The 20,687-nt window shown below is 61.3% G+C and carries 17 protein-coding genes; 4 read left to right on the top strand and 13 right to left on the bottom strand.

The features are described 5' to 3' along the window. Positions 1 to 207: 207 nt before the first annotated feature. From C7I87_RS11810 to C7I87_RS11780, 7 genes are all read right to left on the bottom strand, one after another. On the bottom strand, positions 208 to 1,584 hold the full coding sequence (locus C7I87_RS11810; protein ID WP_149904372.1) for an FGGY-family carbohydrate kinase: 1,377 nt from the start codon (positions 1,582 to 1,584) through the stop codon (positions 208 to 210). Next, on the bottom strand, positions 1,581 to 1,895 hold the full coding sequence (locus C7I87_RS11805) for an L-rhamnose mutarotase (protein WP_149904371.1): 315 nt from the start codon (positions 1,893 to 1,895) through the stop codon (positions 1,581 to 1,583). The genes C7I87_RS11810 and C7I87_RS11805 overlap by 4 nt, the downstream gene beginning before the upstream one ends. Beyond that, a complete protein-coding gene (locus C7I87_RS11800) occupies positions 1,895 to 2,896 on the bottom strand; it encodes an ABC transporter permease (RefSeq protein ID WP_149904370.1) in 1,002 nt (333 codons plus the stop codon). The genes C7I87_RS11805 and C7I87_RS11800 overlap by 1 nt, the downstream gene beginning before the upstream one ends. Then, entirely contained in the window at positions 2,893 to 3,873 is a 981-nt protein-coding gene (locus tag C7I87_RS11795) for an ABC transporter permease (protein WP_149904369.1), read from the bottom strand. Before C7I87_RS11795 ends, C7I87_RS11800 begins: the two co-directional genes overlap by 4 nt. Next, on the bottom strand, positions 3,870 to 5,411 hold the full coding sequence (locus C7I87_RS11790) for a sugar ABC transporter ATP-binding protein (protein WP_149904368.1): 1,542 nt from the start codon (positions 5,409 to 5,411) through the stop codon (positions 3,870 to 3,872). The genes C7I87_RS11795 and C7I87_RS11790 overlap by 4 nt, the downstream gene beginning before the upstream one ends. 84 nt (positions 5,412 to 5,495) lie before the next feature. Beyond that, complete coding sequence (rhaS, locus tag C7I87_RS11785) at positions 5,496 to 6,491, bottom strand: rhamnose ABC transporter substrate-binding protein (RefSeq protein ID WP_149904367.1); 996 nt, start codon at positions 6,489 to 6,491, stop codon at positions 5,496 to 5,498. Between the two features lie 54 nt (positions 6,492 to 6,545). Continuing rightward, positions 6,546 to 7,349, bottom strand: a complete 804-nt coding sequence (locus tag C7I87_RS11780) for a DeoR/GlpR family DNA-binding transcription regulator (protein ID WP_149904366.1) — start codon at positions 7,347 to 7,349, stop codon at positions 6,546 to 6,548. Positions 7,350 to 7,537: 188 nt separating this feature from the next. On the opposite strand from C7I87_RS11780, the gene C7I87_RS11775 reads away from it, so the two are divergent. The 3 genes from C7I87_RS11775 to ggt all read left to right on the top strand — a co-directional run bounded on the left by C7I87_RS11775 (position 7,538) and on the right by ggt (position 12,896). Beyond that, on the top strand, positions 7,538 to 9,640 hold the full coding sequence (locus C7I87_RS11775; RefSeq protein WP_149904365.1) for a bifunctional rhamnulose-1-phosphate aldolase/short-chain dehydrogenase: 2,103 nt from the start codon (positions 7,538 to 7,540) through the stop codon (positions 9,638 to 9,640). A gap of 108 nt (positions 9,641 to 9,748) precedes the next feature. Further along, the gene (gene rhaI, locus C7I87_RS11770; protein WP_149904364.1) at positions 9,749 to 11,041 is read left to right on the top strand and encodes an L-rhamnose catabolism isomerase; all 1,293 of its coding nucleotides are present in this window, start codon (positions 9,749 to 9,751) and stop codon (positions 11,039 to 11,041) included. Positions 11,042 to 11,156: 115 nt separating this feature from the next. After that, on the top strand, positions 11,157 to 12,896 hold the full coding sequence (gene ggt, locus C7I87_RS11765) for a gamma-glutamyltransferase (RefSeq protein WP_149904363.1): 1,740 nt from the start codon (positions 11,157 to 11,159) through the stop codon (positions 12,894 to 12,896). 84 nt (positions 12,897 to 12,980) lie between these two features. On the opposite strand, the gene C7I87_RS11760 is transcribed toward ggt, so the two are convergent. From C7I87_RS11760 to C7I87_RS11745, 4 genes are all read right to left on the bottom strand, one after another. Next, positions 12,981 to 13,316: a hypothetical protein gene (locus C7I87_RS11760; protein WP_149904362.1), complete on the bottom strand. Its 336-nt coding sequence runs from the start codon at positions 13,314 to 13,316 to the stop codon at positions 12,981 to 12,983. Between the two features lie 282 nt (positions 13,317 to 13,598). After that, positions 13,599 to 14,087 (bottom strand): hypothetical protein, encoded by a 489-nt coding sequence (locus tag C7I87_RS11755; protein ID WP_246696259.1) that lies wholly within the window; start codon positions 14,085 to 14,087, stop codon positions 13,599 to 13,601. Positions 14,088 to 14,335: 248 nt separating this feature from the next. After that, on the bottom strand, positions 14,336 to 14,776 hold the full coding sequence (locus C7I87_RS11750) for a hypothetical protein (RefSeq protein ID WP_149904361.1): 441 nt from the start codon (positions 14,774 to 14,776) through the stop codon (positions 14,336 to 14,338). Between the two features lie 334 nt (positions 14,777 to 15,110). Further along, positions 15,111 to 15,407, bottom strand: coding sequence for an adenylate cyclase (locus tag C7I87_RS11745; protein WP_149904360.1), 297 nt, complete (start codon positions 15,405 to 15,407; stop codon positions 15,111 to 15,113). Positions 15,408 to 16,265: 858 nt separating this feature from the next. Between C7I87_RS11745 and C7I87_RS11740 the strand changes: the two genes are divergently transcribed. Then, positions 16,266 to 16,487: a hypothetical protein gene (locus C7I87_RS11740; RefSeq protein ID WP_149904359.1), complete on the top strand. Its 222-nt coding sequence runs from the start codon at positions 16,266 to 16,268 to the stop codon at positions 16,485 to 16,487. Between the two features lie 19 nt (positions 16,488 to 16,506). Here the strand turns inward: C7I87_RS11740 and C7I87_RS11735 are convergent, their stop codons facing one another. Continuing rightward, the gene (locus tag C7I87_RS11735; RefSeq protein ID WP_210250629.1) at positions 16,507 to 19,209 is read right to left on the bottom strand and encodes an EAL domain-containing protein; all 2,703 of its coding nucleotides are present in this window, start codon (positions 19,207 to 19,209) and stop codon (positions 16,507 to 16,509) included. An 816-nt stretch (positions 19,210 to 20,025) separates the two neighbouring features. Beyond that, positions 20,026 to 20,679, bottom strand: coding sequence for an aspartyl/asparaginyl beta-hydroxylase domain-containing protein (locus C7I87_RS11730; RefSeq protein WP_246696258.1), 654 nt, complete (start codon positions 20,677 to 20,679; stop codon positions 20,026 to 20,028). Positions 20,680 to 20,687: the final 8 nt, after the last annotated feature.

The following is a 20,687-nucleotide window of genomic DNA, read 5'->3' as shown; positions in this document are numbered from 1 at the left end:
AGACGTGGCCACATACAAGAGCTCTGGTTTCCGGCATTGGGACCACCAACTACGCTATATTTAACGCCGATTGGACAACAGTACGGAAGATGCATCTGCCTGATAGGTTCTACAAACTCAGAGTAAAAAATGTCGGGACCACTAGTCGCCATCGACCTTGGCCACATCGTGCGCACCGCGCGGGCCTTCGGCAAGCGCATCCTTTGATCAGCCTATAGCCTCGACCGCCGCCCGCCACGCGCCTGCATAATCCGCCCAGGCAGGATCGGCCGGCGGATCTTGTGTCTGACCCTTGCCGTGCCCCGTTCCCCGATCCGATGCCAGCAGCGCGGCCCCGATGCTGGTGCCGGTAGCGGCTTCCGATGCGATGACCGCGCGGCCGGTGCTCGCGGCAAGCATCCGCGTGAACAAGTGGTTGCGCGCGAAAGGTCCCTCGACTGTCGTCGGACCATCGCCGCCGATGAGGTCGAGGCAGGTGGCGGTCATGAGCGCCAGGTAGAAGGAGATGGCGGCAAAGCGCTGGCCGGGAGGGATCGCCTCTCCTTTGCGCCATGCTGCGGTGTGATGCGGAAACGGCCCCGAGCCTTGCTGGATCGAAGGCAAAAGCAACGTCTTGCGTGCCAGCACCGCGGCGACATCGCTATCGTTCCAGTTCTGTGCCGAGCCTTCGGTCAGCAGCGAGAATTCGCGGCCGCCCATGAACCGTGCGGAGGGCACGGGTTCGCCGAGTGCATTGACGTTGACGAGCGTATCCCTTGCCGGATCTAGCGCCACCGTCCTGCCGGCGACCGCCATCGACACCACCCAGGTGCCGGTCGAGACCACCGAGAAGGGCGGCGCATCGGACAGGAGATGCGGCAGCAGGGAGGCGTTGGAATCGTGCAGGCCGCAAAAGACCGGCGTTTGTGGATAGAGCCCGGTCCGCTCCGCAAGCGCGAGCAGGATCGGGCCTAGGCGATCTCTGGCCGGCCGCACGGGCGCCATCAGGTCGCGCCAGCCCAGGCGGTCGACCAACGAGGAAAAATCCGCCGTCCAGGGGTTCCACAGGTCGGTGTGGCAGCCGAGCGAGGTAACCTCGTTGGCCGCGACACCGGTCAGGCGCAACGCCCAGTATTGCGGGTACATCAGCATCGCGACGGCGTTCGCGAACTCCGTCGGGAAACTTTGCTGCTGCCAGAAGAATTGCGCGCCGAGATTGAGGCCGAGCGGCAGGCGTGGCGTGCCGGTCTCGGCGAAGGGCGGGCGGATTGCGTCATAGTCTTCCGCAAGCTCATCAGGCCCGTCGAATTCATAGTCGAGAACCGGCAGCACGAGTTCGCCGGAGGCATCGACCAGCGCGCCTGTCGCGCCATGGGTGGTGATCGAAATGGCGTCGATGCGCTGTTCGCGATCGAGGCCGGCAAGGCTCTCGAGAATGAACGCCCACAGCGCTTCGACATCGTGATGCGGGTAAGGCGCCCGCCGCGCTGGCGCGTTCGCCACGCGGCGCAGCGCCACCTCGCTCAATGTGGCGAGATCCACCAGCGCCACCTTGGCATTGGTCTTGCCGATATCGATGACGGCGATGTGGCGGATCACGCTCATTCCATATGGAACATTATTTCCAGGGGCACCGCCACCGGTTCATTGTCAGGCCTGGTTTCCATGATGTCGGCCATTTCAGCCCACCAGCGCTGCATGACCGGGTGCTTGGGCAGGTCGTCCATGCCGTGACCATCGCGCCGCCACAGCACGCCGAACAGGATGGTCTCTTCGTCGAGATGGATAGAGTAGTCGGACACACCGGCCTGCTTCAGCAACGCGACCAGCGATGGCCAGATTTCATCGTGGCGCTTTTTGTACTCGGCCTTCATGCCGGGTTTGAGCATCATCTTGAACGCGTATTTCTCGGGCATCAGGCCAGGCGTCCCCCGCGCAACCGCCGCCAGATGATCGGCAGCGCAATGACGATGATCAGCAGAAGGCCGATGAAGATCGACATGACGATGCCGGGCACGTTGAGCAGCCCGAGCCCGAACGTCACCAGCCCCATGATCAAGGCGGCAAGCACGACACCAACGATGCTGCCGGCGCCGCCAAGGATGCTGACGCCGCCGAGCACCACCATGGTGATCACCTCGAGTTCGTAGCCCTGCGCGATCGACGGCCGCGTCGAGCCGAGCCGGGAGGTGATCAACGCCGAGGCAATGCCCGACATCAGCCCTGTGAGGCAGAACAGGATGAATTTTATGCGGCCGACGCGCACGCCGGAAAACTGTGCCGCGACCGGGTTGTTGCCGATGGCGAAGACACGGCGGCCGAAACTCGTCCGATGCAGCACAAACCAGTAGATGATGGCCGCGATGAGGAAGAGCACCAGTTCGAACGACACCACCCACCAGACGTAACCCTGGCCGAAGAAGGCGAAGCTTTCGGGATAACCCTTGTAGGCCTGGTCGCCGAGGATGATGAAGGCGATGCCCCGAAACAGGCTCATCGTGCCGATGGTGACGACGATGGAAGGCAGGCCAAGCCGCGTGACCAGCAGCCCGTTGAAGGCGCCGCAGCCGAGCCCGACGACGATGCCGATCAGGACCAGCACTGGCGTGTCGGCGCCGGCTTGCACAGCCATGCCCATCATGGTCGAGGCGAGCGCGATGATGGCGGCCACCGACAGGTCGATCTCGCCGGAAATGATCAGCAGCGCCATGGCGAAGGCGATCAGACCCTTCTCGGTGAAATTGAAAGTCAGGTCGGACAACGAATACGGATCGAGAAAATAGGGCGAAGCAAAACTGTTGATGGCGAAGATGGCGATAGCAACCACGACCAGCAGCGCTTCCCAGGAAAAGATCGCCGAAGAGAACGGCTTGTCGAGCCGGTCGGGAATGTGGCGCGGGGCAGGGACGTCGGTCATGTCACCGCTTCCACTTTCTTGAGGATGATGCGGCCCTGCTGGCGTTCACCGCGTGCGTTGAGCACCACGGCTAGGATGATGGCGCTGCCTGAAATCGCCATCTGCCAGAAAGGCGAGATGTTGATGACCGGCAGCGCGTTGGAGATGATGCCGAGGAACAGCGCGCCGAGCACGGCACCGCCGACCGAGCCGATGCCGCCGGCGATCGAGATGCCGCCGATGACGCATGCGGCGATGATGTTCAGCTCATAGCCATTAGCGACCTCGACCGAGGCAATGACATAGCGCGAAATCCAGAGGTAGCCAGCAAGGCCGCCGATCATGCCGGAGATGCAGAAGACGATGAATTTGGTCCGCCCGACATCGATGCCGGCATAGACGGATGCCGTCGGGTTGACGCCGATGGCATAGATCGAGCGGCCGAGCGCGGTACGCGTCATCAGCACGAAGAACAGCGCAATGACCAGGATGGCGATCCAGGACAGCACAGGAATGCCGAGGAAAGCAGCGCGCTGGAAGCCGATGAAATCTGGGCTCATCTTGTCGGCATTGACCCAGGCGCCGCCCGAGATGACGAAGGTGGCGCCGCGATAGATGGTCAGCGTGCCCAGCGTCACTACGATCGAGGGGATGTTGAGCCGCCATACCAGCAGGCCGTTGATGGCGCCGAGCACCAGCCCGACCGCCAGCGCGATGACGATAAGCAGCGGGATCGGGACCGCCGGATGGGCGGCGTTCAGCATCGCCACCACCATGCCGGTGAAGCACAGATTGGACGCCATCGACAGGTCGATCGAGCGCGTCAGGATGACCACCATCTGGCCGAGCGCCAGGATCATCAGGATCGAGGTGTCGTTGAACACCTGGCGCAGATTGGCTGGGTCGGCGAAGGCCGGAAAGCGCGTCGAGATCAGCCCGATCAGCACGACGATTGCCGCAAGCAGCCAGATCTCACGATATTTGAGGAAAGCCTTCATGCCGCGATCCCCGCTGCCGTCCTGACCAGCGTCTCGGCGTCCAGTCCCTTGTTGTCGTAGACCGCCGCGACGAGACCCTCGCGCATGACGACGACACGGTCGGACATGCCGAGGATTTCGGGCAGTTCCGACGACACCATGATCACCGACAGGCCCTGTGCGACAAGCTCGGCCATGAAACCGTGCACGGCGGCCTTGGAGCCGATGTCGATGCCTTTGGTCGGTTCGTCCAGGATGATCACCTTGGGCGTGGTCGCCAGCCATTTGGCGATGACCACCTTCTGCTGGTTGCCGCCCGAGAGCGTGCCGACATCCTGGCTGAGAGAGGAGGCGCGCAGGTCCAACCGCTCGGTGTAGGAACGGGCCAGCGAAAGTTCCTCCGCCAGCCGAAGCATGCCGGATTTGGAGGTGCGGGCGAGCGACGGAAGGGAAACGTTCTGGAAGATCGGCAGGCCGATCACCACGCCTTGCTTGCCGCGTTCCTCCGGCACATAGACGATGCCGGCCTCGATTGTTTCAGCCGCCGATTTCGGCGCGATCGCCTTGCCCTCCAGCGTGATCGTGCCGCTCGACGTGCGGGTGATGCCTGATATCGCCTGCATGACCTCGCTGCGCCCGGCGCCGACAAGGCCGTAGAAGCCGAGGATTTCGCCCTTGTGCAATTCAAAGCCGATGTCGTTGAATTCGGTCGGGTGCGACAGGCCGGAGACCGAGAGCACCGGCGCGCCGATTTCGGCTTTGCGCTGCGGAAAGATGTGGTCGACCGAACGGCCCACCATCATGCGCACGATCTGGCTCTGGCCGGCATCCTTAATCAGGCCTTCGCCGACCATCTCGCCGTCGCGGAATACCGTGTAGCGGTCGGCGATGCGGTAGATCTCGTCGAACTTGTGACTGATGAACAGGATTGCCTTGCCCTGCTCCTTGAGGAATTCGATCAGAAGGAAAAGCTCCTCGATCTCCTTCATCGAAAGGGCGGCCGTCGGCTCGTCCATGATGACGATCTGGGAGTCGATCGACATGGCGCGGGCAACGGCAACGAGATGCTTGTTGGCGATGCCGAGATCCCTGAGCCGGGCGTCGGCGTCGATATGGCCGGCATGCATGGTGTCGAGCACTTCTCGTGCATTCTTGCGCATCGTGCGCCAGTCGATTGTGCCGAAGCGCGAGCGCGGCGCATGGCCGAGAAAGATGTTTTCGGCGACGCTGAGATCGTCGAACAGCACCGTTTCCTGATGGATGGCGGTGACGCCGTGGCCGAACGCGGCATGCGCGCTGGGCAAGGTCACGGTCTGGCCGTCAATGCTGATGGTGCCCGCGTCGGGCTGGTAGATCCCGGTCATGATCTTGACCAGCGTCGACTTGCCGGCGCCATTCTCGCCGATCAGCGCGGTCACCTGGCCGGGATACAACGACAGGCTGACATTGTGCAGCGCCCGCACGCCGGGAAAGCTCTTGGAGATACCGGACAGCGTCAGGCGTGGAGCAGAAGCTGGAGGCCGCTCCTTCGTCTTGCTGTGTTGGGCCGTCGTGTCCATATCCGTATCAAGCCCTGAAATCAGGTTCCGTTGAAGACGCGGCGGGACCAAAGCCCCGCCGCGCCTGCTTGAAAGGCGCAGAGATCAATAGATCTTGGAGAACTTCTCGATGTTGCTCTTGTCGAACTTGAAGGGCGGAGCCATCGCGGCCGAATTGGTGTCGTCGAGCGTCACCTTGCCGACACGGCCGATCGACAGCGTCGCGCCCGGCTTGGCCTCTTCCTTTTTCACCGCCAGGTCATGGGCGAGGTAGACGGCGGAATAACCGAGATCGATCGGGTTCCACAGCGCAACCGCCTGGCTGGCGCCGTTGTCGATGAACTTCTTGAATTCCGACGGCAGCGCCAGGCCGGTGACGTTGACCTTGCCGATCAGGTTCTCGTCGGTGACCACCTGGGCCGCGGCGACGACGCCGACGGTGGTCGGCGCGATAATCGCCTTCAGGTTCGGATAGGACTTCAGCAGGCCCTTGGCTTCATCGGTGCTCTTGGCCGAGTCGTCATCGCCATAGACGGTGGCGACGAGCTTGATCTTGGGGAACTTCTCCGGCAGCACCTTCTTGGCCGCTTCGATCCAGGCGTTCTGGTTGGTCGCAGTCGAGGAGGCCGACAGGATGGCGACGTCGCCGCCTTCCGGCAGATAGTCGGCGGCGAGCTTGATGATGGTCTCGCCGATCAGGCCGGTGTCGGACGGGTTGAGGTGAAGCTGGCGGCCTTCCTTGGCGACGCCCGAATCCCAGGAAATGACGGTGATGCCGCGCTCCATGGCCTTCTTCAGCACCGGCACCAGCGCGTCGGCGTCATTGGCGGAAATCGCGATGGCGTTGACCTTCTGCGCGATCAGCGAATTGACCACTTCGATCTGCGCCTCGGCGGTCGCCTTGGTCGGGCCGGTGTAGATGATGTCGACGTCGCCGAGTTCCTTGGCTGCCTCTTCGGCACCCTTGTTGGCGGCATCGAAGAAGCCGTTGCCGAGCGACTTCACCACCAGCGCGATCTTGACGTTTTCCGCGTAGGCGGCATTCACGAACATGGCTGCCGAAAACGCGGCCGTCACCATCAATTTCTTCAAGAAGCTCATCGAATTTCCTCCCTTGAGTGTTGCATTCCATCGCCGCTGCGGGCGTGAGGTGTCTCAGGCCTGCAGTGAAGATTCTTCCTTTGTCGACTTGCGGGCGACGATCAGCATCACCCCCGCGGTTTCCAGCATCTTGGCTTCGCGGTCCTCGATGCCGTCATCGGTGATGACGGTGGCGATGCGCGAGAGACCACACAAGATCAGGCTGGAGCGTTTGCGGAATTTCGAGGAATCGACCAGCACCACCAGTTCGTCGGCCTGGTCGATCAGCTTCTGCTCCGCCTGGATCAGCAGCGGATCGCCCTCCATCAGGCCGAGCGGCCCCAACCCTTGAGCGCCCATGAACATGCGGCGCGCGTAGAAATTGCGCGTCACGTCATTGTCGAAGGGCGACAGGATGATGTTCTGCTCGCGATAGATCGTGCCGCCCGACAGCATCACCGTGTTCTTCGAGTGCTTGAGCAGGTGCTCGGCGATCGGGAACGAATTGGTGAAGATCGGCATGCGGCGGCCGGTCAGGAAATGCACCATCTGGAAGGTGGTGGTGCCGCCATTGATGATGATCGGCTCACCGTCCTTGCACAGTTCGACCGCTTCGCGAGCGATCGCTCGCTTCTGCGAAGCATTGAGCGTTTCGTTGACGGAGAAGGGGCGGCCGGCCAGCCCGATGAACTGCGGCGGCGAGATGGCCTCGGCGCCGCCGCGCACCCGGCGCAGACGTTTCTGGACATGGAGTGCCGCGATATCGCGCCGGATCGTCGCCTCGGAGGACTCCGTCAGATCGACCATTTCCTGCACCGTCACCACAGGTTTTTCCTGGACGGCGGACAGAATGATCCTGTGGCGCTCTTTTTCGTGCATGGTTCCTCCCTGCCTCAACATCTAGGCACCCAAAACGAGCAGTGTCAATCATTTCCGATCATATAATTTCATTGTGCAGTGCAATATGATTGATTTTGATCGTTTGTGATTGACAAGCTCGCTTCTTGCGTAGACATTCCCGGGCGAAAAAGGAGCGCATCGTTCGCACTCCAAGGGAGGATTTACCTATGCTCGACAAGCGCTCCGGCTCGCGCCTCGCCAATCTGTGGGATGATGTGAAGGCGAAGGGGATGAGCGAGCCCGAACTTCTGGTCTACCGCTCGAATACGCTCGGCTCCGACAAGCGCGTCACCAATTATGGCGGCGGCAACACATCTTCGAAGATATGGCAGAAGGATCCGCTCACCGGCGAGAATGTGGAGGTGCTTTGGGTGAAAGGCTCGGGCGGCGACAGCGCCTCGATCAAGCTTGACGGCTTCGCCACCCTCTACATGGACAAGCTGCGGGCGCTGAAGGGGCTTTATCGCGGTGTCGAGCACGAGGACGAGATGGTGGGCTATCTACCCCACTGCACCTTCAACCTCAATCCACGCGCGGCCTCGATCGACACGCCGCTGCATGCCTATGTGCCGAAGCCTTTCGTCGACCACATGCATCCCGATGCCATCATCGCGATTGCCGCGGCGAAGGATTCCAGGGCGCTGACCAATGAAATCTTCGGCGATGCCATTGGCTGGCTGCCATGGAAACGGCCGGGCTTCGAACTTGGCCTGTGGCTGGAGAAATTCTGCCTCGAACATCCCACCGCGAAGGGCGTCATCCTCGAAAGCCACGGCCTGTTCACCTGGGGTGACACCCCCAAGGAGTGCTACGAGACGACGATTTCTGTGATCAACCAGGCGATCGAATGGTTCGAGCGCCGGTCGGAAGGCGTGGCGATCTTCGGTGGCGAGGTGGTAAGGTCGCTCGACGCCACTGCCCGTCGTGCGATCGCCGCCAAGCTGATGCCCAGGATTCGCGGCCTGATCTCGGAAAAGAGCCACAAGCTCGGCCATTTCGACGACTCCGCCGCCGTACTCGAATTCGTCAACTCCAAGGATTTGCGGCTGCTGGCCGCACTAGGCACCTCGTGCCCCGATCATTTTCTGCGCACCAAGATCCGGCCGCTGGTCATTGAGTTCGATCCGGCAAAGCCTGATGTCGATGCCGTCATCGCGCGGCTCGCTGATGATGTTGCCGAATATCGCGTCGGCTACCAGGCCTATTACGACAGCTGCAAGCATGCGGATTCGCCGGCCATCCGCGACCCCAATGCCGTGGTCTACCTTATGCCCGGCGTCGGCATGTTCACCTTCGCCGGCGACAAGGCGACGGCTCGCATTTCGGGCGAATTCTACGTCAACGCCATCAACGTCATGCGCGGCGCGTCCACCGTCTCGTCCTATGTCGGCCTGCCCCCACAGGAGGCTTTCGACATCGAGTACTGGCTGCTCGAGGACCTGAAGCTGCAGCGCATGCCGAAGCCGAAGTCTCTCGCCGGCCAGATCGCGCTGGTCACCGGCGGCGCCGGCGGCATCGGCCGGGCCACAGCCAGCCGCCTGCTGCGTGAGGGCGCCTGCGTGGTGCTGGCCGATATCGATGAGACGGCTCTCGCCGGCGCCAATGAGGAACTGGCAAAAGCCTATGGCAAGGATTTCGTCCGGCCGGTGTTGATCAACGTCACCTCCGAGGATCAGGTCGTCGCCGGCTTTGCCGAGACGGCGGTTGAGTTCGGCGGCATCGACATCCTGGTCTCCAATGCCGGCCTCGCGTCCTCGGCACCGATCGAGGAGACGACGCTGGCGCTGTGGAACAAGAACATGGACATCCTGTCGACCGGCTATTTCCTGGTCTCGCGAGAAGCATTCCGGCTGTTTCGGGTGCAGAAGATCGGCGGCAACGTCGTCTTCGTCGCTTCCAAGAATGGTCTCGCCGCGTCACCCAACGCCGCTGCCTATTGCACCGCCAAGGCGGCCGAGATCCATCTCGCGCGCTGTCTCGCGCTGGAGGGCGCGGAAGCCCAGATCCGCGTCAATGTCGTCAACCCGGACGCGGTGCTGCGCGGCTCGAAAATCTGGACCGGCGAGTGGAAGGAACAACGCGCCGCCGCCTACAAGATGTCGACCGACGACCTCGAAGAGCATTATCGCTCGCGCTCGATGCTGAAGCGCTCGGTCTTCCCGGAGGACATCGCCGAGGCGATCTATTTCCTAGCCTCCGACATGTCGGCCAAGTCGACCGGCAACATCATCAATGTCGACGCCGGCAACGCGCAAAGTTTTACACGCTGAGCTAACGTCGAAGCGCTTCCCTTCTCCCCGTCCCTATACGGGGAGAAGGTGGCCCGAAGGGCCGGATGAGGGGCAGCGCTGACGGAACGCATTTTGGGAGGAATAGCAGTGTCCGAATCCATCATTTCCGCCGGCGTCGTCGACAAGGACAACGCCGCGCACAAAGCCAACCTCGAGCGCGATTACGCCTCACTCGGCGAGCGCCTCGACCGGCGCGGCATCGCCATCGATGCCATCCGCGACAAGGTCGAGAAATTCGCCGTCGCGATTCCCTCCTGGGGCGTCGGCACCGGCGGTACGCGCTTTGCGCGCTTTCCCGGCGCCGGCGAGCCGCGCGATATCTTCGACAAGATCGAGGATTGCGCCGTCATCAAGCAGTTGACGCAGGCGACCCCGACCGTCTCGCTGCACATTCCATGGGACAAGGCCGATCCGAACCGGCTGAAACAGGCGGCCTCCCGCTTCGGTCTCGGTTTCGATGCGATGAACTCCAATACCTTCTCCGATGCGAAGGACCAGACGCTGTCCTACAAGTTCGGCTCGCTGTCGCATGCCGATGCCGGCACGCGTCGCCAGGCAATCGAGCACAATCTCGAATGCATCGAAATCGGCAAGACGCTGGGCTCCAGGGCGCTGACGGTCTGGATCGGCGACGGCTCCAACTTCCCCGGCCAGGTCAATTTCGCCAAGGCATTCGAGCGCTATCTCGACGCCATGCGGGAGGTCTATGCCGGGCTGCCGGACGACTGGAAGCTCTTCACCGAACACAAGATGTACGAGCCCGCCTTCTATTCCACAGTCGTCCAGGACTGGGGCACCAATTATATCATCGCCAAGGAGCTCGGCGACAAGGCGTTCTGCCTCGTCGACCTCGGCCATCACGCGCCCAACGTCAACATCGAGATGATCGTGTCGCGGCTTATCCAGTTCAAAAAGCTCGGCGGCTTCCACTTCAACGATTCGAAATATGGCGACGACGACCTCGACGCAGGCTCCATCGACCCCTACCGGCTGTTCCTGGTCTTCAATGAGCTGGTCGATGCCGAGCTTTCCGGCGCCGAGGGCTTTGATCCCGCCCATATGCTCGACCAGAGCCACAACGTCACTGACCCCATCGAAAGCCTGATGCTGTCGGCGGTCGAGGTGCAGCGCGCCTATGCGCAGGCGCTGCTGGTCGACCGCAAGGCGCTCGAAGGTTTTCAGGATGGCAATGACGCGCTGATGGCGACGCAGGCGCTGAAGGCGGCTTACCGCACAGATGTCGAGCCGATCCTGGCCATGGCGCGGCTCAAGACCGGCGGCGCCATCGATCCGATCGCTGCCTACCGGGCGGCGGGCTACCGGGCCAAGGTCGCGGCGGAACGGCCGGCGGTTGCCGGTGGCTCGGGTGGGATTGTCTGAGGCGGGTTTCGACTGAGGATGTTCCCCTCACGACGTGCTTCGTGGGAGCCCATTTTGTGAATGGACTCGGTCTCTCCGAGAGGGTTTTCTAGGTGTCCCCGCCCGGAGACCTGCCATGCATTTCACCCGTCGCACACTGATCGCCGCCAGCCTTTCGCTGACCTTCGCCCTTGGGCCCCTGACGGCCGTTTTTGCTGCCTCTCCAGCACCGGCTAAGGGCGAGAACGGTATGGTCGTCACGGCCCAGCATCTGGCCTCTGAAGTCGGCGTAGAGGTTCTGAAAAAGGGTGGCAACGCCGTCGATGCCGCGGTCGCCGTCGGCTATGCCTTGGCCGTCGTCTACCCCAATGCCGGCAATATCGGCGGCGGCGGCTTCATGACCATCCGCTTCAAGGACGGCAAATCGATTTTCCTCGATTTCCGCGAGCGAGCGCCGCTTGCCGCGACCAAGACCATGTATCTCGACAAGGACGGCAACCCGGTGAAGGGCGCCAGCCTCGACGGCTATCTGGCGGTCGGCATACCCGGTTCCGTGGCCGGTTTCGAGATGGCACGCGAGAAATACGGCACCTTGTCCAGGCAGGACCTGATGGCCCCGGCAATCGCCTACGCCAAGGACGGGTTCGTCCTCAACCAGGGCGATGCGGCCTCATTCGCCGGCAGCGCTGAAAGATTGGCGAAGGACCCAGCGGCGGCCGCCGCCTTCCTGAAACCGGACGGCAAGCCCTATGGCATCGGCGAGAAACTGGTTCAGCCCGACCTTGCCGCGTCGCTCTCGGCCATTTCCGAGAGAGGTCCCGATGCCTTCTACAAAGGCGCCATCGCCGATGCGATCGTCAAGGCGAGCGGCGCCAAGGGCGGCATTCTTGCCAAGGGCGATTTCGAGCAATATTCAGTGCGCGAGCTGAAACCCGTCACCTGCTCCTATCGCGGCTACGAGATCATCTCTTCGCCGCCGCCGAGCTCGGGCGGCGTCATCATCTGCGAAATCCTCAACGTGCTGGAAGGCTATCCGCTGTCCTATCTCGGCGCCGGCTCGGCCGAGACCGTCCATGTCATGGTCGAGGCGATGCGCCATGCCTATGTCGACCGCAATTCTGCGCTCGGCGATCCCGATTTCGTCGACAACCCGGTCTCCAAGCTGCTGGATAAAGCCTATGCCAAGGACATCCGCGACAAGATCGATCCGTTCCGCGCCGGCGTGTCGCAAGACCTGATGCCGAAGGGCTTTGGCGAGAGCAAGGAAACGACCCACTATTCGATCATCGACAAGGACGGCAACGCGGTCGCGGTCACCTACACGCTGAACGGCTCGTTCGGCGCCGGCGTTGTCGCCGACGGCACCGGCATCCTGCTCAACAACGAGATGGACGACTTCACTCAGAAACCCGGCGTGCCCAACCTCTATGGCCTCGTCCAGGGCGAAGCCAACGCCATCCAGCCGAAGAAGACGCCGCTATCCTCGATGAGCCCGACCGTGGTGGCCAAGGATGGCAAGCCGTTCATGGTCATCGGCAGCCCCGGCGGCTCGCGTATCATCACCATCACGCTGGAAGCGATCGTCAACGTGATCGACCACGGCATGAACATCCAGGAGGCGATCGACGCGCCGCGTATCCATCACCAGTGGCTGCCCGACACTGTCTACATCGAGCCGTTCGGCCTTTCGCCCGATACAGAAAGGCTGTTGGCCGGGATGGGCTATCACCTCGATCTCGCTGACCAGAGCTGGGGCCAGGCGGCGGGCATTCTCGTTGGCGGCAAGAGCCTGGCGGAAATCGAGAAGGGGGGCGGCGCGCGCTACAATGGCGCCATCGACAGCCGCGCGGCATCGGGCGAAGCGCTTGGATATTGACAGGCCGCAAGCCTGTTCCTTGCCGGACGAGGCCGGATTCCGCCCTTCGGGACCGGGCTCCGTCTCATGGCCTGGCAGGAACCATCAGGTCACCAGCGTGATGGTCGATGCAATCAGCATCAAGGCGGCGATGCCGACGAACAGCGCATAGATGCGTGGCCGGTCGAGCAGCAGCGCGTTTCCCGATATCCAGGCCGACGTGGCACCGCCCAGAGCGAACAGGAAACCGTTGCGATGGCCGAAAGTCATCGACGCGGCCATCAGCCCGCCGATGATCAGGGCGCCGAACACGATGATCACGGCGACCGCGTATTTCTCGAAGTCGTTGCCGCTGCCCATGGCTGGCCCGATTGCATTCAGATTCGGCAGATCGTCCGGATCGAAAGACCCGTATTCGTCTTGACCCATGGATTCTCGCATCACTGGTTCTCCGCTGACCGGCAACAAACCATCAACGCCTGCCGAGCGCAACCCGATCGCGCTGTGGCGGATGCGCCCTGCACCGCCTTCAGGCCCTTTCGGGGATGGTTTGCTGACGGATTTCTGGAGCTGTTGCCGGATCGCGTCACCTGCCTTCTTGGGTTTGTGGCCTCCGATCCCTGCCGGCGACGGTTAACCGCGCGGTACAGGCGGCTTTCGCGGTGCGGCAAAGGAATACCCCCCTTGCTGAACACCTGCCTCGGTAAGAGGCACCTCGCGCCATCATTCCTGTGAAGGGGAGGCGCTCAGTCGACGATAGGGGATGCCATCAAATCTTGCCGTCACAAAATCTGTGACGGACATCTTGCGCTTGCGTCCGTCGCTGCAGGCGTAAACCGGCCAACCGGCATCGCTGCATTCGCTGGCTGCGCAAATACGCGCCAGGCAGTTACCGATAGTCAACCGGAAGCCGCCCTTGCCGGCGAAGCCTTGCAACAAGCTGCCGTCCGCCGAGCGCCATGTCCGCGCACGGAATTCCGCCCGCAAAAGCAATGGTTCGAGAGGGATCGCAAGATTGGTTTCGCCGGCACGCCCTGCGAGCTGCAGACGGAAGCGCGCCATTGCAGTCGTGTATGCGGTCACAAGATCCGATTCGCGAAAATAGGCGACCGGCAGGTTGGAGCGGTCAAACAGATGAGACATACGCTCGCTTGCCTCTACCGGCGTCAGCAAGGCAACAAAGGTAAGAAAGGCGAAGCAAGCTCGCGACATTTTACAGCAGCCATATCGATCTCGGCCTGCCGGTTTGGCCCCGGTTGCCCTCCAGCAACATCCCGCCAAATCTCGCCCTGCGCAAGCCGCTTGCTGAGGCAGTCCATAAGGCGGCCGAGTGTGCAATTCGCAAGGCCGCCGAGTTAAAGCGATTGGAGGCGAATACGGTGACCCGATTTGCGCGGGCGATGGCGAGATACAGTCGGCGTTCGCGGCAAGGAGGAACACCTACCGCCAGCCAGGGTTCCTTAGCCGAGGCGGGCCGGCGGCAGTTCGAACAGATTGGCGCCGTTTTCCTGACCGCGTTCGACATAGCCGATGATGCCGAACCATCTGGCGACGTCAGGCCCCTGCAGCCAGCTGCGCGAGTGGATGGGAAGGTTGCCGGCGAGCGCCTGGATGTGCCTGATATGCCGCTTGCAGAAACGGACGGTCGAGGCGCGGAAGAAATCCTCCTGCGCGGCAAACAGCGTATCGGCGGCATCGCTGTTTTCATGCCAGGCGATGATCGCCACGGCCTTCTCGTCCTCGACCAGCGCATGCGCCCGGCCTTCCTTCAAGTTCATCATCAGATTGTCGTAGGCGATCTTGCTGTCCTTGCCGGCCGCCGCGTACTCGTCCGACATCCGCTTGGACAGGCCATGGAAGACATCCTCGAGATCCCCAAGCGTTGCTGCGCGTGCTTTCATTTCACCTCCTGCAGCCCCGCGGGAAGTTTGCCCTAGGGTTGGTGGATCACCAAGCAAATTGAATCTACCAGACGCACGGCGAGAGCAAAGTCGTTCCGTCTATCGACCTTTGTAACAGCCCCCACCAAGCCGAAGGAAAGGGCCTAATCCCGATAAAATCCGAAATCAGAGGGTTAGAAAACGTTCGGGGGCAGCAGATTCGCCGCATTTTTGCGTGGTGGTGACGAATTCCCCGACGCCTGGACCACGCCGACAAGTGGCGTCAAACTTGGCGGATGCGTCGGCCCGGCTGCTTCGGCGGCCGGGCCTGTTGTTCCGCGCACCGTGCTGTCACCTAATGATTATGGGACTGCTGGAAGCCGGCCACGTCGTACTGAGATACGCTCTTCGGATTTTTCGAGTTTTGTGGCTGGGTGCCAGCGTAATGCGTTCCAGCATTTCCATCCGGGTTGAAGGCTGAGCCCGGAGCAGAGCTGGCGTGCCCAGGGGTCGCGCTTCCTGTTTGAGGAGTTCCGATGGTTTGGCCGGGCTGACCTGTCGTGCCCGTCACCGTGTGGACATTTGTGGCCAAGGCCATGCCGGTGGAACCTATGAGCAAGCCTGCCATCATCGGAATGAGGAGATGTTTCATGATCCTTCTCCCAAACGCGTTTGATTTTGAGTGCTCGGGGTCTTGTGAGCACCCGGCGACTAAAATTGAAACGCTTTTCGGACCACCATTCATCCCGACTATCGCAAACCTGTGATCTGCTTGTTTCACCGTGACACGTTTTGGCTCGGCGGCTTCGGCCTCCGGGTTCTTTTAAGGCAAAAGGGAACAAGGACCCATGGATTCCGGTTAACTGGATATGCCAGCCAAGATCAAGGAACCACAGCCGAACCCCGGCCCGCAGCCGCCCGTCAGTCGGCCGGACGAGGAAGCACCGTCAGAGCTTGAGCATGTCGATCCGCCACCGCGAGACGTGCGAGAGGCGCCGGCACCAAACCCCAATGGCGACAAGAAAACCTAAGCGACGACACGCGCATGCGCCTGCAACACGCGCATGCGGTACGAGAGCGATCAGGGGATCACTCCACAAGCACTTGATTTTCTTTTTTAAATGATGGTGCCAGAAGCGGAATTAAAAAAGAAAGAAATTCTCCTTCTTTTCAGATGGTTGCGACTGGCAAGGTGGCGATGCTAGCCAACAGAAATACCAACAAAATATTTCTGTGGGTTGGTTCTTGCTCCCGAATGTCGCACTGTCATTTCCCGTGCCGATGCACCTGAATTATATCCTAGATGCCGATAGTTCTTAGCACGTGAGCTAGCAAGATCGTCCTCTCCTCCACACTTTTTGGTGCAGGGATCTTCGGAGCTCTTACTTGTCCGTAACGATCAAAGACAATTAGTTATCACTAATGTATCGACGGGTGGTTGGCTGATCTGCTAATTTAGGCAGTCGCAAGTCTGACAGACTGACGGAGGCTTCTGCCCACGATCAGTTCGATGCTGGAAACAATGATGCCGAAAGATACACAGCGGGCCCGTGAGATACAGGATTTCGTTGTCACCGACGTCCTTGAGGAGGCCGGATATTCCGATCGAGGAATTGTCATGACTTTGGTGGATCTCCAAGGGAGCCGCCTGCGCCTTCACTTAACTGCGGCGACCGGAGAACTGCTTTGCGAGCGCTTCGCCAACGCGCTGGAAGAGAGGTACGGCAAATAGGCGGCTTCGCCAATGGATCTCATTCTGGCGAAGTGTGACCACCTTGCTCCTTGTCGAGCAGTCTCGCGATCCCATTGGCGGAGACCGGCTTACTGAAATGATAGCCCTGCATCTCGTCACAGTTATTTTTGCGCAGGAACGCTATCTGATTGTCTGTTTCGACGCCTTCCGCGATTACACGCAGATTGAGCTTCTGTCCAAGCGAGATCACGGCGCTGGCGACGGCCTGGTCGTTCTCATCGGTAGCGAGATCGTTGATGAAGGATTTATCGATCTTCAGCCGCGCCACCGGAAAGGTCTTCAGTGCGCTGAGGCTGGAATAGCCGGTGCCGAAATCGTCGATCGAGATCTGCACGCCAAGGCTCTGCAGTTGGTTCATCGTCGCCACTGCCATCTCGACATTCTGCATGATCAGGCTCTCGGTCAGTTCGAGTTCGAGGTATTTCGCCTCCAGGCCGCTGTCCGTCAGCGCATCGACCACGTGGCCGATCAGATTCTTTTCCTTGAACTGCCTTGCCGATACGTTCACGCACACCACCAGCGGCGGCAGGCCTGCGTCCTGCCAGGCCTTGTTCTGTCTGCAGGCTTCGTGCAGCACCCAGTTGCCGATCGGCACGATCAGGCCGGTCTCCTCGGCCATTGGGATAAACTTCATCGGCGCGATCAGTCCGAGGCTCGGATGGTTCCAGCGGATCAGCGCCTCGACGGCAAAGACGTTGCCGGAGCGAAGATCGACCTGCGGCTGATAGAGCAGTGTGAACTCGGCGCGCGCCAGCGCGTTGCGCAACTCCTCCTGCAGCAGGAATTTCTCCTGGGCCGTCGCGTTGAATTCGGGCGCATAGAACTGGAAATTGTCGCGGCCGAGCTCCTTGGCGCGGTACATAGCGGCATCGGCGTTGGCCAGCAGCACATCCGTCGTGGCGCCGTCATCGGGGTAATTAGCGACGCCCATACTGACCGTTGCCCTGATGTGATGCTCACCCAGGCAAACGGGCTCGGCGATTGCCGTCCGGATCTTCTGCAAAGTCGCGGCAATGAGGTCGACATTCGGATCCTGGTCGAAGAGGACGACGACGAATTCGTCGCCGCCTAGCCGCACGACGGTATCGGTCGCCCTGACGCATTCGACCATGCGGCTGGCGACGGCCTTCAACAGCATGTCTCCGGCGTTGTGACCGAGCGTATCGTTGACAAGCTTGAAATTGTCCAGATCGATGAACACCACGCTCACCCAGCGGCCGTAGCGCTGGGCATAGAGGATGGCCTGCGAGAGCCTGTCGCCGAGCAGGGCGCGGTTGGGCAGCCCGGTCAGCGTGTCGTGGTTGGCCATGAAATGGATACGGTCTTCGGCAAGCTTGCGCTCGATGGCGATGCCGGCGATGCGGGTGGTGAAATCGATGAGATTGCTCTCGGCCTTTGTCGGCTCGCGCACCGTCTTCGAATACATGGCAAAGACGCCGAGCACCACGCCGGTATGCGACAGGATCGGCGTCGACCAGCAGGAACGGTAGCCATAGGGCCTCACCAGATCGCGAAAATCCTCCCATAGGGGATCGCTCACAATATCGGTGACGATGACAGGCTCGCGCCGATAGGCGGCGGTGCCGCAGGAGCCGACCTTGGGGCCGATGCGGGTGCCGTCGATGGCGTGGGTGTACTCCCTCGCCAAGCTGGGCGCCGCACCGTGGTGCAGATGAGTGCCGTCCTTGTCGAGCAGCAGCACCGAGCCGACTATACCGCTCAGTTGCGACTCGATGAGGCGCATCAGACGTTCGAGCACCTCGGGAAGCGGCGCACTTGTCGCGATCATCTCCAGGATATGCGCCTGTCCATGCCGCAGATCGTCCGCTTGCTTGCGCGCCGTGATGTCGCGGGCGATGCCAACCAGGCCGAAAATTTCGTCCTCGGCGTTTCGCAGGGGTACTTTCGTCGATGACAGCCATTTGCCGGTCCCCGAAGCATCGACGATGAATTCCTCCTTGTCGACAATCGGCTGACCGCTGCGCAGCAGGTCCTGCTCGTTGGCACGGAACACCCGTGCGAGTTCGGGCGCGTGCAGGTCGAAGTCGTTGAGGCCGATCATCTCGCTCGGGTCCTGCCTGCCATGGTCCGCGGCGAGGGCCCTGTTGGCCACGACGAAGCGGCTTTCGGAATCCTTGACCCATAGATAGTCGGGAACCCAGTCGATCAGCGCCTGCAGCGAAACGCGTTCGCTGACCATCACACGGCTGGCGGCGAGTTCGGTGACGTCCTCATGTGTCGACACCCAGCCCCCGCCGGGAATCGGCTGACGGCCAACCTGGATGATGCGACCGTCCTTGAGTTCGGCGATCCAGATCCTCGGCCCGGTGCTGGAACTGATCGAGCGGGCGAAAGCCAGATAGGCCGGGCCGTCCATCGCGGATGTTCCCGCAGCGAGCAGTTGTTCGACGACGTCGGCAAGTGTAATGCCCGCCTGCAGCTTGTCAGGCGCGATGCCGTATATTTGGACGTAGCGGCGGTTGCACAGGATCAGCCGCTCATCGACGTCGAAAAAGCAAATGCCTTGCGGGATATTGTCGATTGCCATCTCGAAGCGTCGTGCCTGGGCTTCGAGCACGGCAATCGTGGCCCTGAGCTCGCGCTCCAGGGTTTCATAGGAGGCAACGGCCAGCTGCGATAGCGCGGCCAGATGCGTCTGACCGGCTGTCTCCACAGCGGCTACTGACGATTCCGCGACCAAGTAGCGTTCTCCAATTCCGCCTGCCGAGCAAAACAATTTTGCAAGCAATGAGCTAAGATCGCCGCCATGTTAATTGATGTCTACTAATTGTCCGTGAACGTCTTTCGCAGATTGGTCTAGATATCATCTGGTTGCCCATTTGGCAGACCGGCGGCGGGAAATTGAAGCGACAGTCATCTATAAGACAAAGCGAGTTGCGCTACAGCAGTTCGCCGGTATCAGCGTTCGATCGGCAGATCGGCCATGAGCCTTGCGCGGCGTCTGTTGCCATATGAGACACAGATTGCTTCGACAAAGGCGCGTCATGCCTGCCTCAAAGCCAAGAATCTCGCTGGAGCAGGATTTTGCTCCCCCACCCAACGACTTGCGAGTTCAGGATTCGTTGCTGCGGTTGAGCAGAGCTCATCTGCGGGTAATTAATGGGCGGGGCTGGCGGCACGCGGTGAGTGTGGCGGCCGACCGCCAGAGCCAACGCCGAAAGACACTAGTCGCCGCGGTATCATCAAGGTTTCCCACATCATCGCGAATCCCGGTGCTCGATTTGAGCGGAAGCGACGAACGTGCTTGCCGCTTCTAAAGAACACCGGCCGGCCGGTGATTGGGTATGACCCGGCCGGCCGGCGCAGCCGGCCGGAGTTGTCGCCATTGCGGGGAAGGCGGTGGCGAGAAGTGTCTGCCGTGCAGAGAAGCAGACCTCCGGTTCGGCTGCGTCATCCGGCGGGTTGCGCGCGGCCAGGGGGTGGCCGTGTGGCTGGTCCGCCGAAGCGAGGATTCGGGTTACTCTGGGGCTTGCGGTACGATCGCTCCCGACGCAGCTCAACCGGTGAAGGACACGCCTCTACGGCGCATCCCGACCTGCACTCCGCGGACGATCAGCCGAGAGAGAAGCTCCATGTCCGGCGGCATCCTTGGGCGCCAGACATCCAGAAGCAGGGCGACACGAGCCTGATCGGCATGATTTGTAACCTCATGAGGAAAGGTGTCATCCCATAGCATGCACTCTCCATCGGCGATCCGCTTCTCTTGATGGTTGATCCTCATGACAGTCGCCGGGCGGCCATCCGCCTGTCGCGGAATGGCCAAGCCAAGATGAAATCGCATTATGCCCCTAAAGGGTCCGCGATGGCTGGGAATGTGCTTTCGCGGGGCGAGGAACGAAATCGCCGCCGACTTCACCTCGGGGCATTCGGCAAGCAGCCGGGCAAGGACGGGCATTCGCGCAAGGTTTTCGGACACTGCAATGTCGTAGGCTTTGAGTACGAACATTCGCCAATCAAGACCGTCATTGGCCGAGATCTCGGCTTGCTCCGGCATGATATCGTGAAAGCGAGGCACCTTGCCCAGGTGCACGGCAAGCGCTTCACTGCGGATCGCCTGCCAGGCGGCCGTGAATTTTGTCGCGTTGGGAAAGTCGGTGGTAGTATCGAGGATCGCCGGCGCGTCGATACGTCTTTCGTAGATGCGCCGCACCAGAGCGG

It is taken from the genome of Mesorhizobium sp. SARCC-RB16n (genome assembly GCF_008520305.1).
In the GTDB taxonomy this organism is placed as follows: domain Bacteria; phylum Pseudomonadota; class Alphaproteobacteria; order Rhizobiales; family Rhizobiaceae; genus Mesorhizobium.
Note: the sequence above shows the minus strand (reverse complement) of the source record. Positions and strands in the feature narration are given on the sequence as shown.

Bases quoted from the DNA above. Each gene is read 5' to 3' on its own strand.
- C7I87_RS11810 (WP_149904372.1), bottom strand. From the start codon at position 1,584: ATGAGCGTGATCCGCCACATCGCCGTCATCGATATCGGCAAGACCAAT.
- C7I87_RS11805 (WP_149904371.1), bottom strand. From the start codon at position 1,895: ATGCCCGAGAAATACGCGTTCAAGATGATGCTCAAACCCGGCATGAAG.
- C7I87_RS11800 (WP_149904370.1), bottom strand. From the start codon at position 2,896: ATGACCGACGTCCCTGCCCCGCGCCACATTCCCGACCGGCTCGACAAG.
- C7I87_RS11795 (WP_149904369.1), bottom strand. From the start codon at position 3,873: ATGAAGGCTTTCCTCAAATATCGTGAGATCTGGCTGCTTGCGGCAATC.
- C7I87_RS11790 (WP_149904368.1), bottom strand. From the start codon at position 5,411: ATGGACACGACGGCCCAACACAGCAAGACGAAGGAGCGGCCTCCAGCT.
- rhaS (WP_149904367.1), bottom strand. From the start codon at position 6,491: ATGAGCTTCTTGAAGAAATTGATGGTGACGGCCGCGTTTTCGGCAGCC.
- C7I87_RS11780 (WP_149904366.1), bottom strand. From the start codon at position 7,349: ATGCACGAAAAAGAGCGCCACAGGATCATTCTGTCCGCCGTCCAGGAA.
- C7I87_RS11775 (WP_149904365.1), top strand. From the start codon at position 7,538: ATGCTCGACAAGCGCTCCGGCTCGCGCCTCGCCAATCTGTGGGATGAT.
- ggt (WP_149904363.1), top strand. From the start codon at position 11,157: ATGCATTTCACCCGTCGCACACTGATCGCCGCCAGCCTTTCGCTGACC.
- C7I87_RS11760 (WP_149904362.1), bottom strand. From the start codon at position 13,316: ATGCGAGAATCCATGGGTCAAGACGAATACGGGTCTTTCGATCCGGAC.
- C7I87_RS11755 (WP_246696259.1), bottom strand. From the start codon at position 14,087: ATGTCGCGAGCTTGCTTCGCCTTTCTTACCTTTGTTGCCTTGCTGACG.
- C7I87_RS11750 (WP_149904361.1), bottom strand. From the start codon at position 14,776: ATGAAAGCACGCGCAGCAACGCTTGGGGATCTCGAGGATGTCTTCCAT.
- C7I87_RS11745 (WP_149904360.1), bottom strand. From the start codon at position 15,407: ATGAAACATCTCCTCATTCCGATGATGGCAGGCTTGCTCATAGGTTCC.
- C7I87_RS11740 (WP_149904359.1), top strand. From the start codon at position 16,266: ATGCTGGAAACAATGATGCCGAAAGATACACAGCGGGCCCGTGAGATA.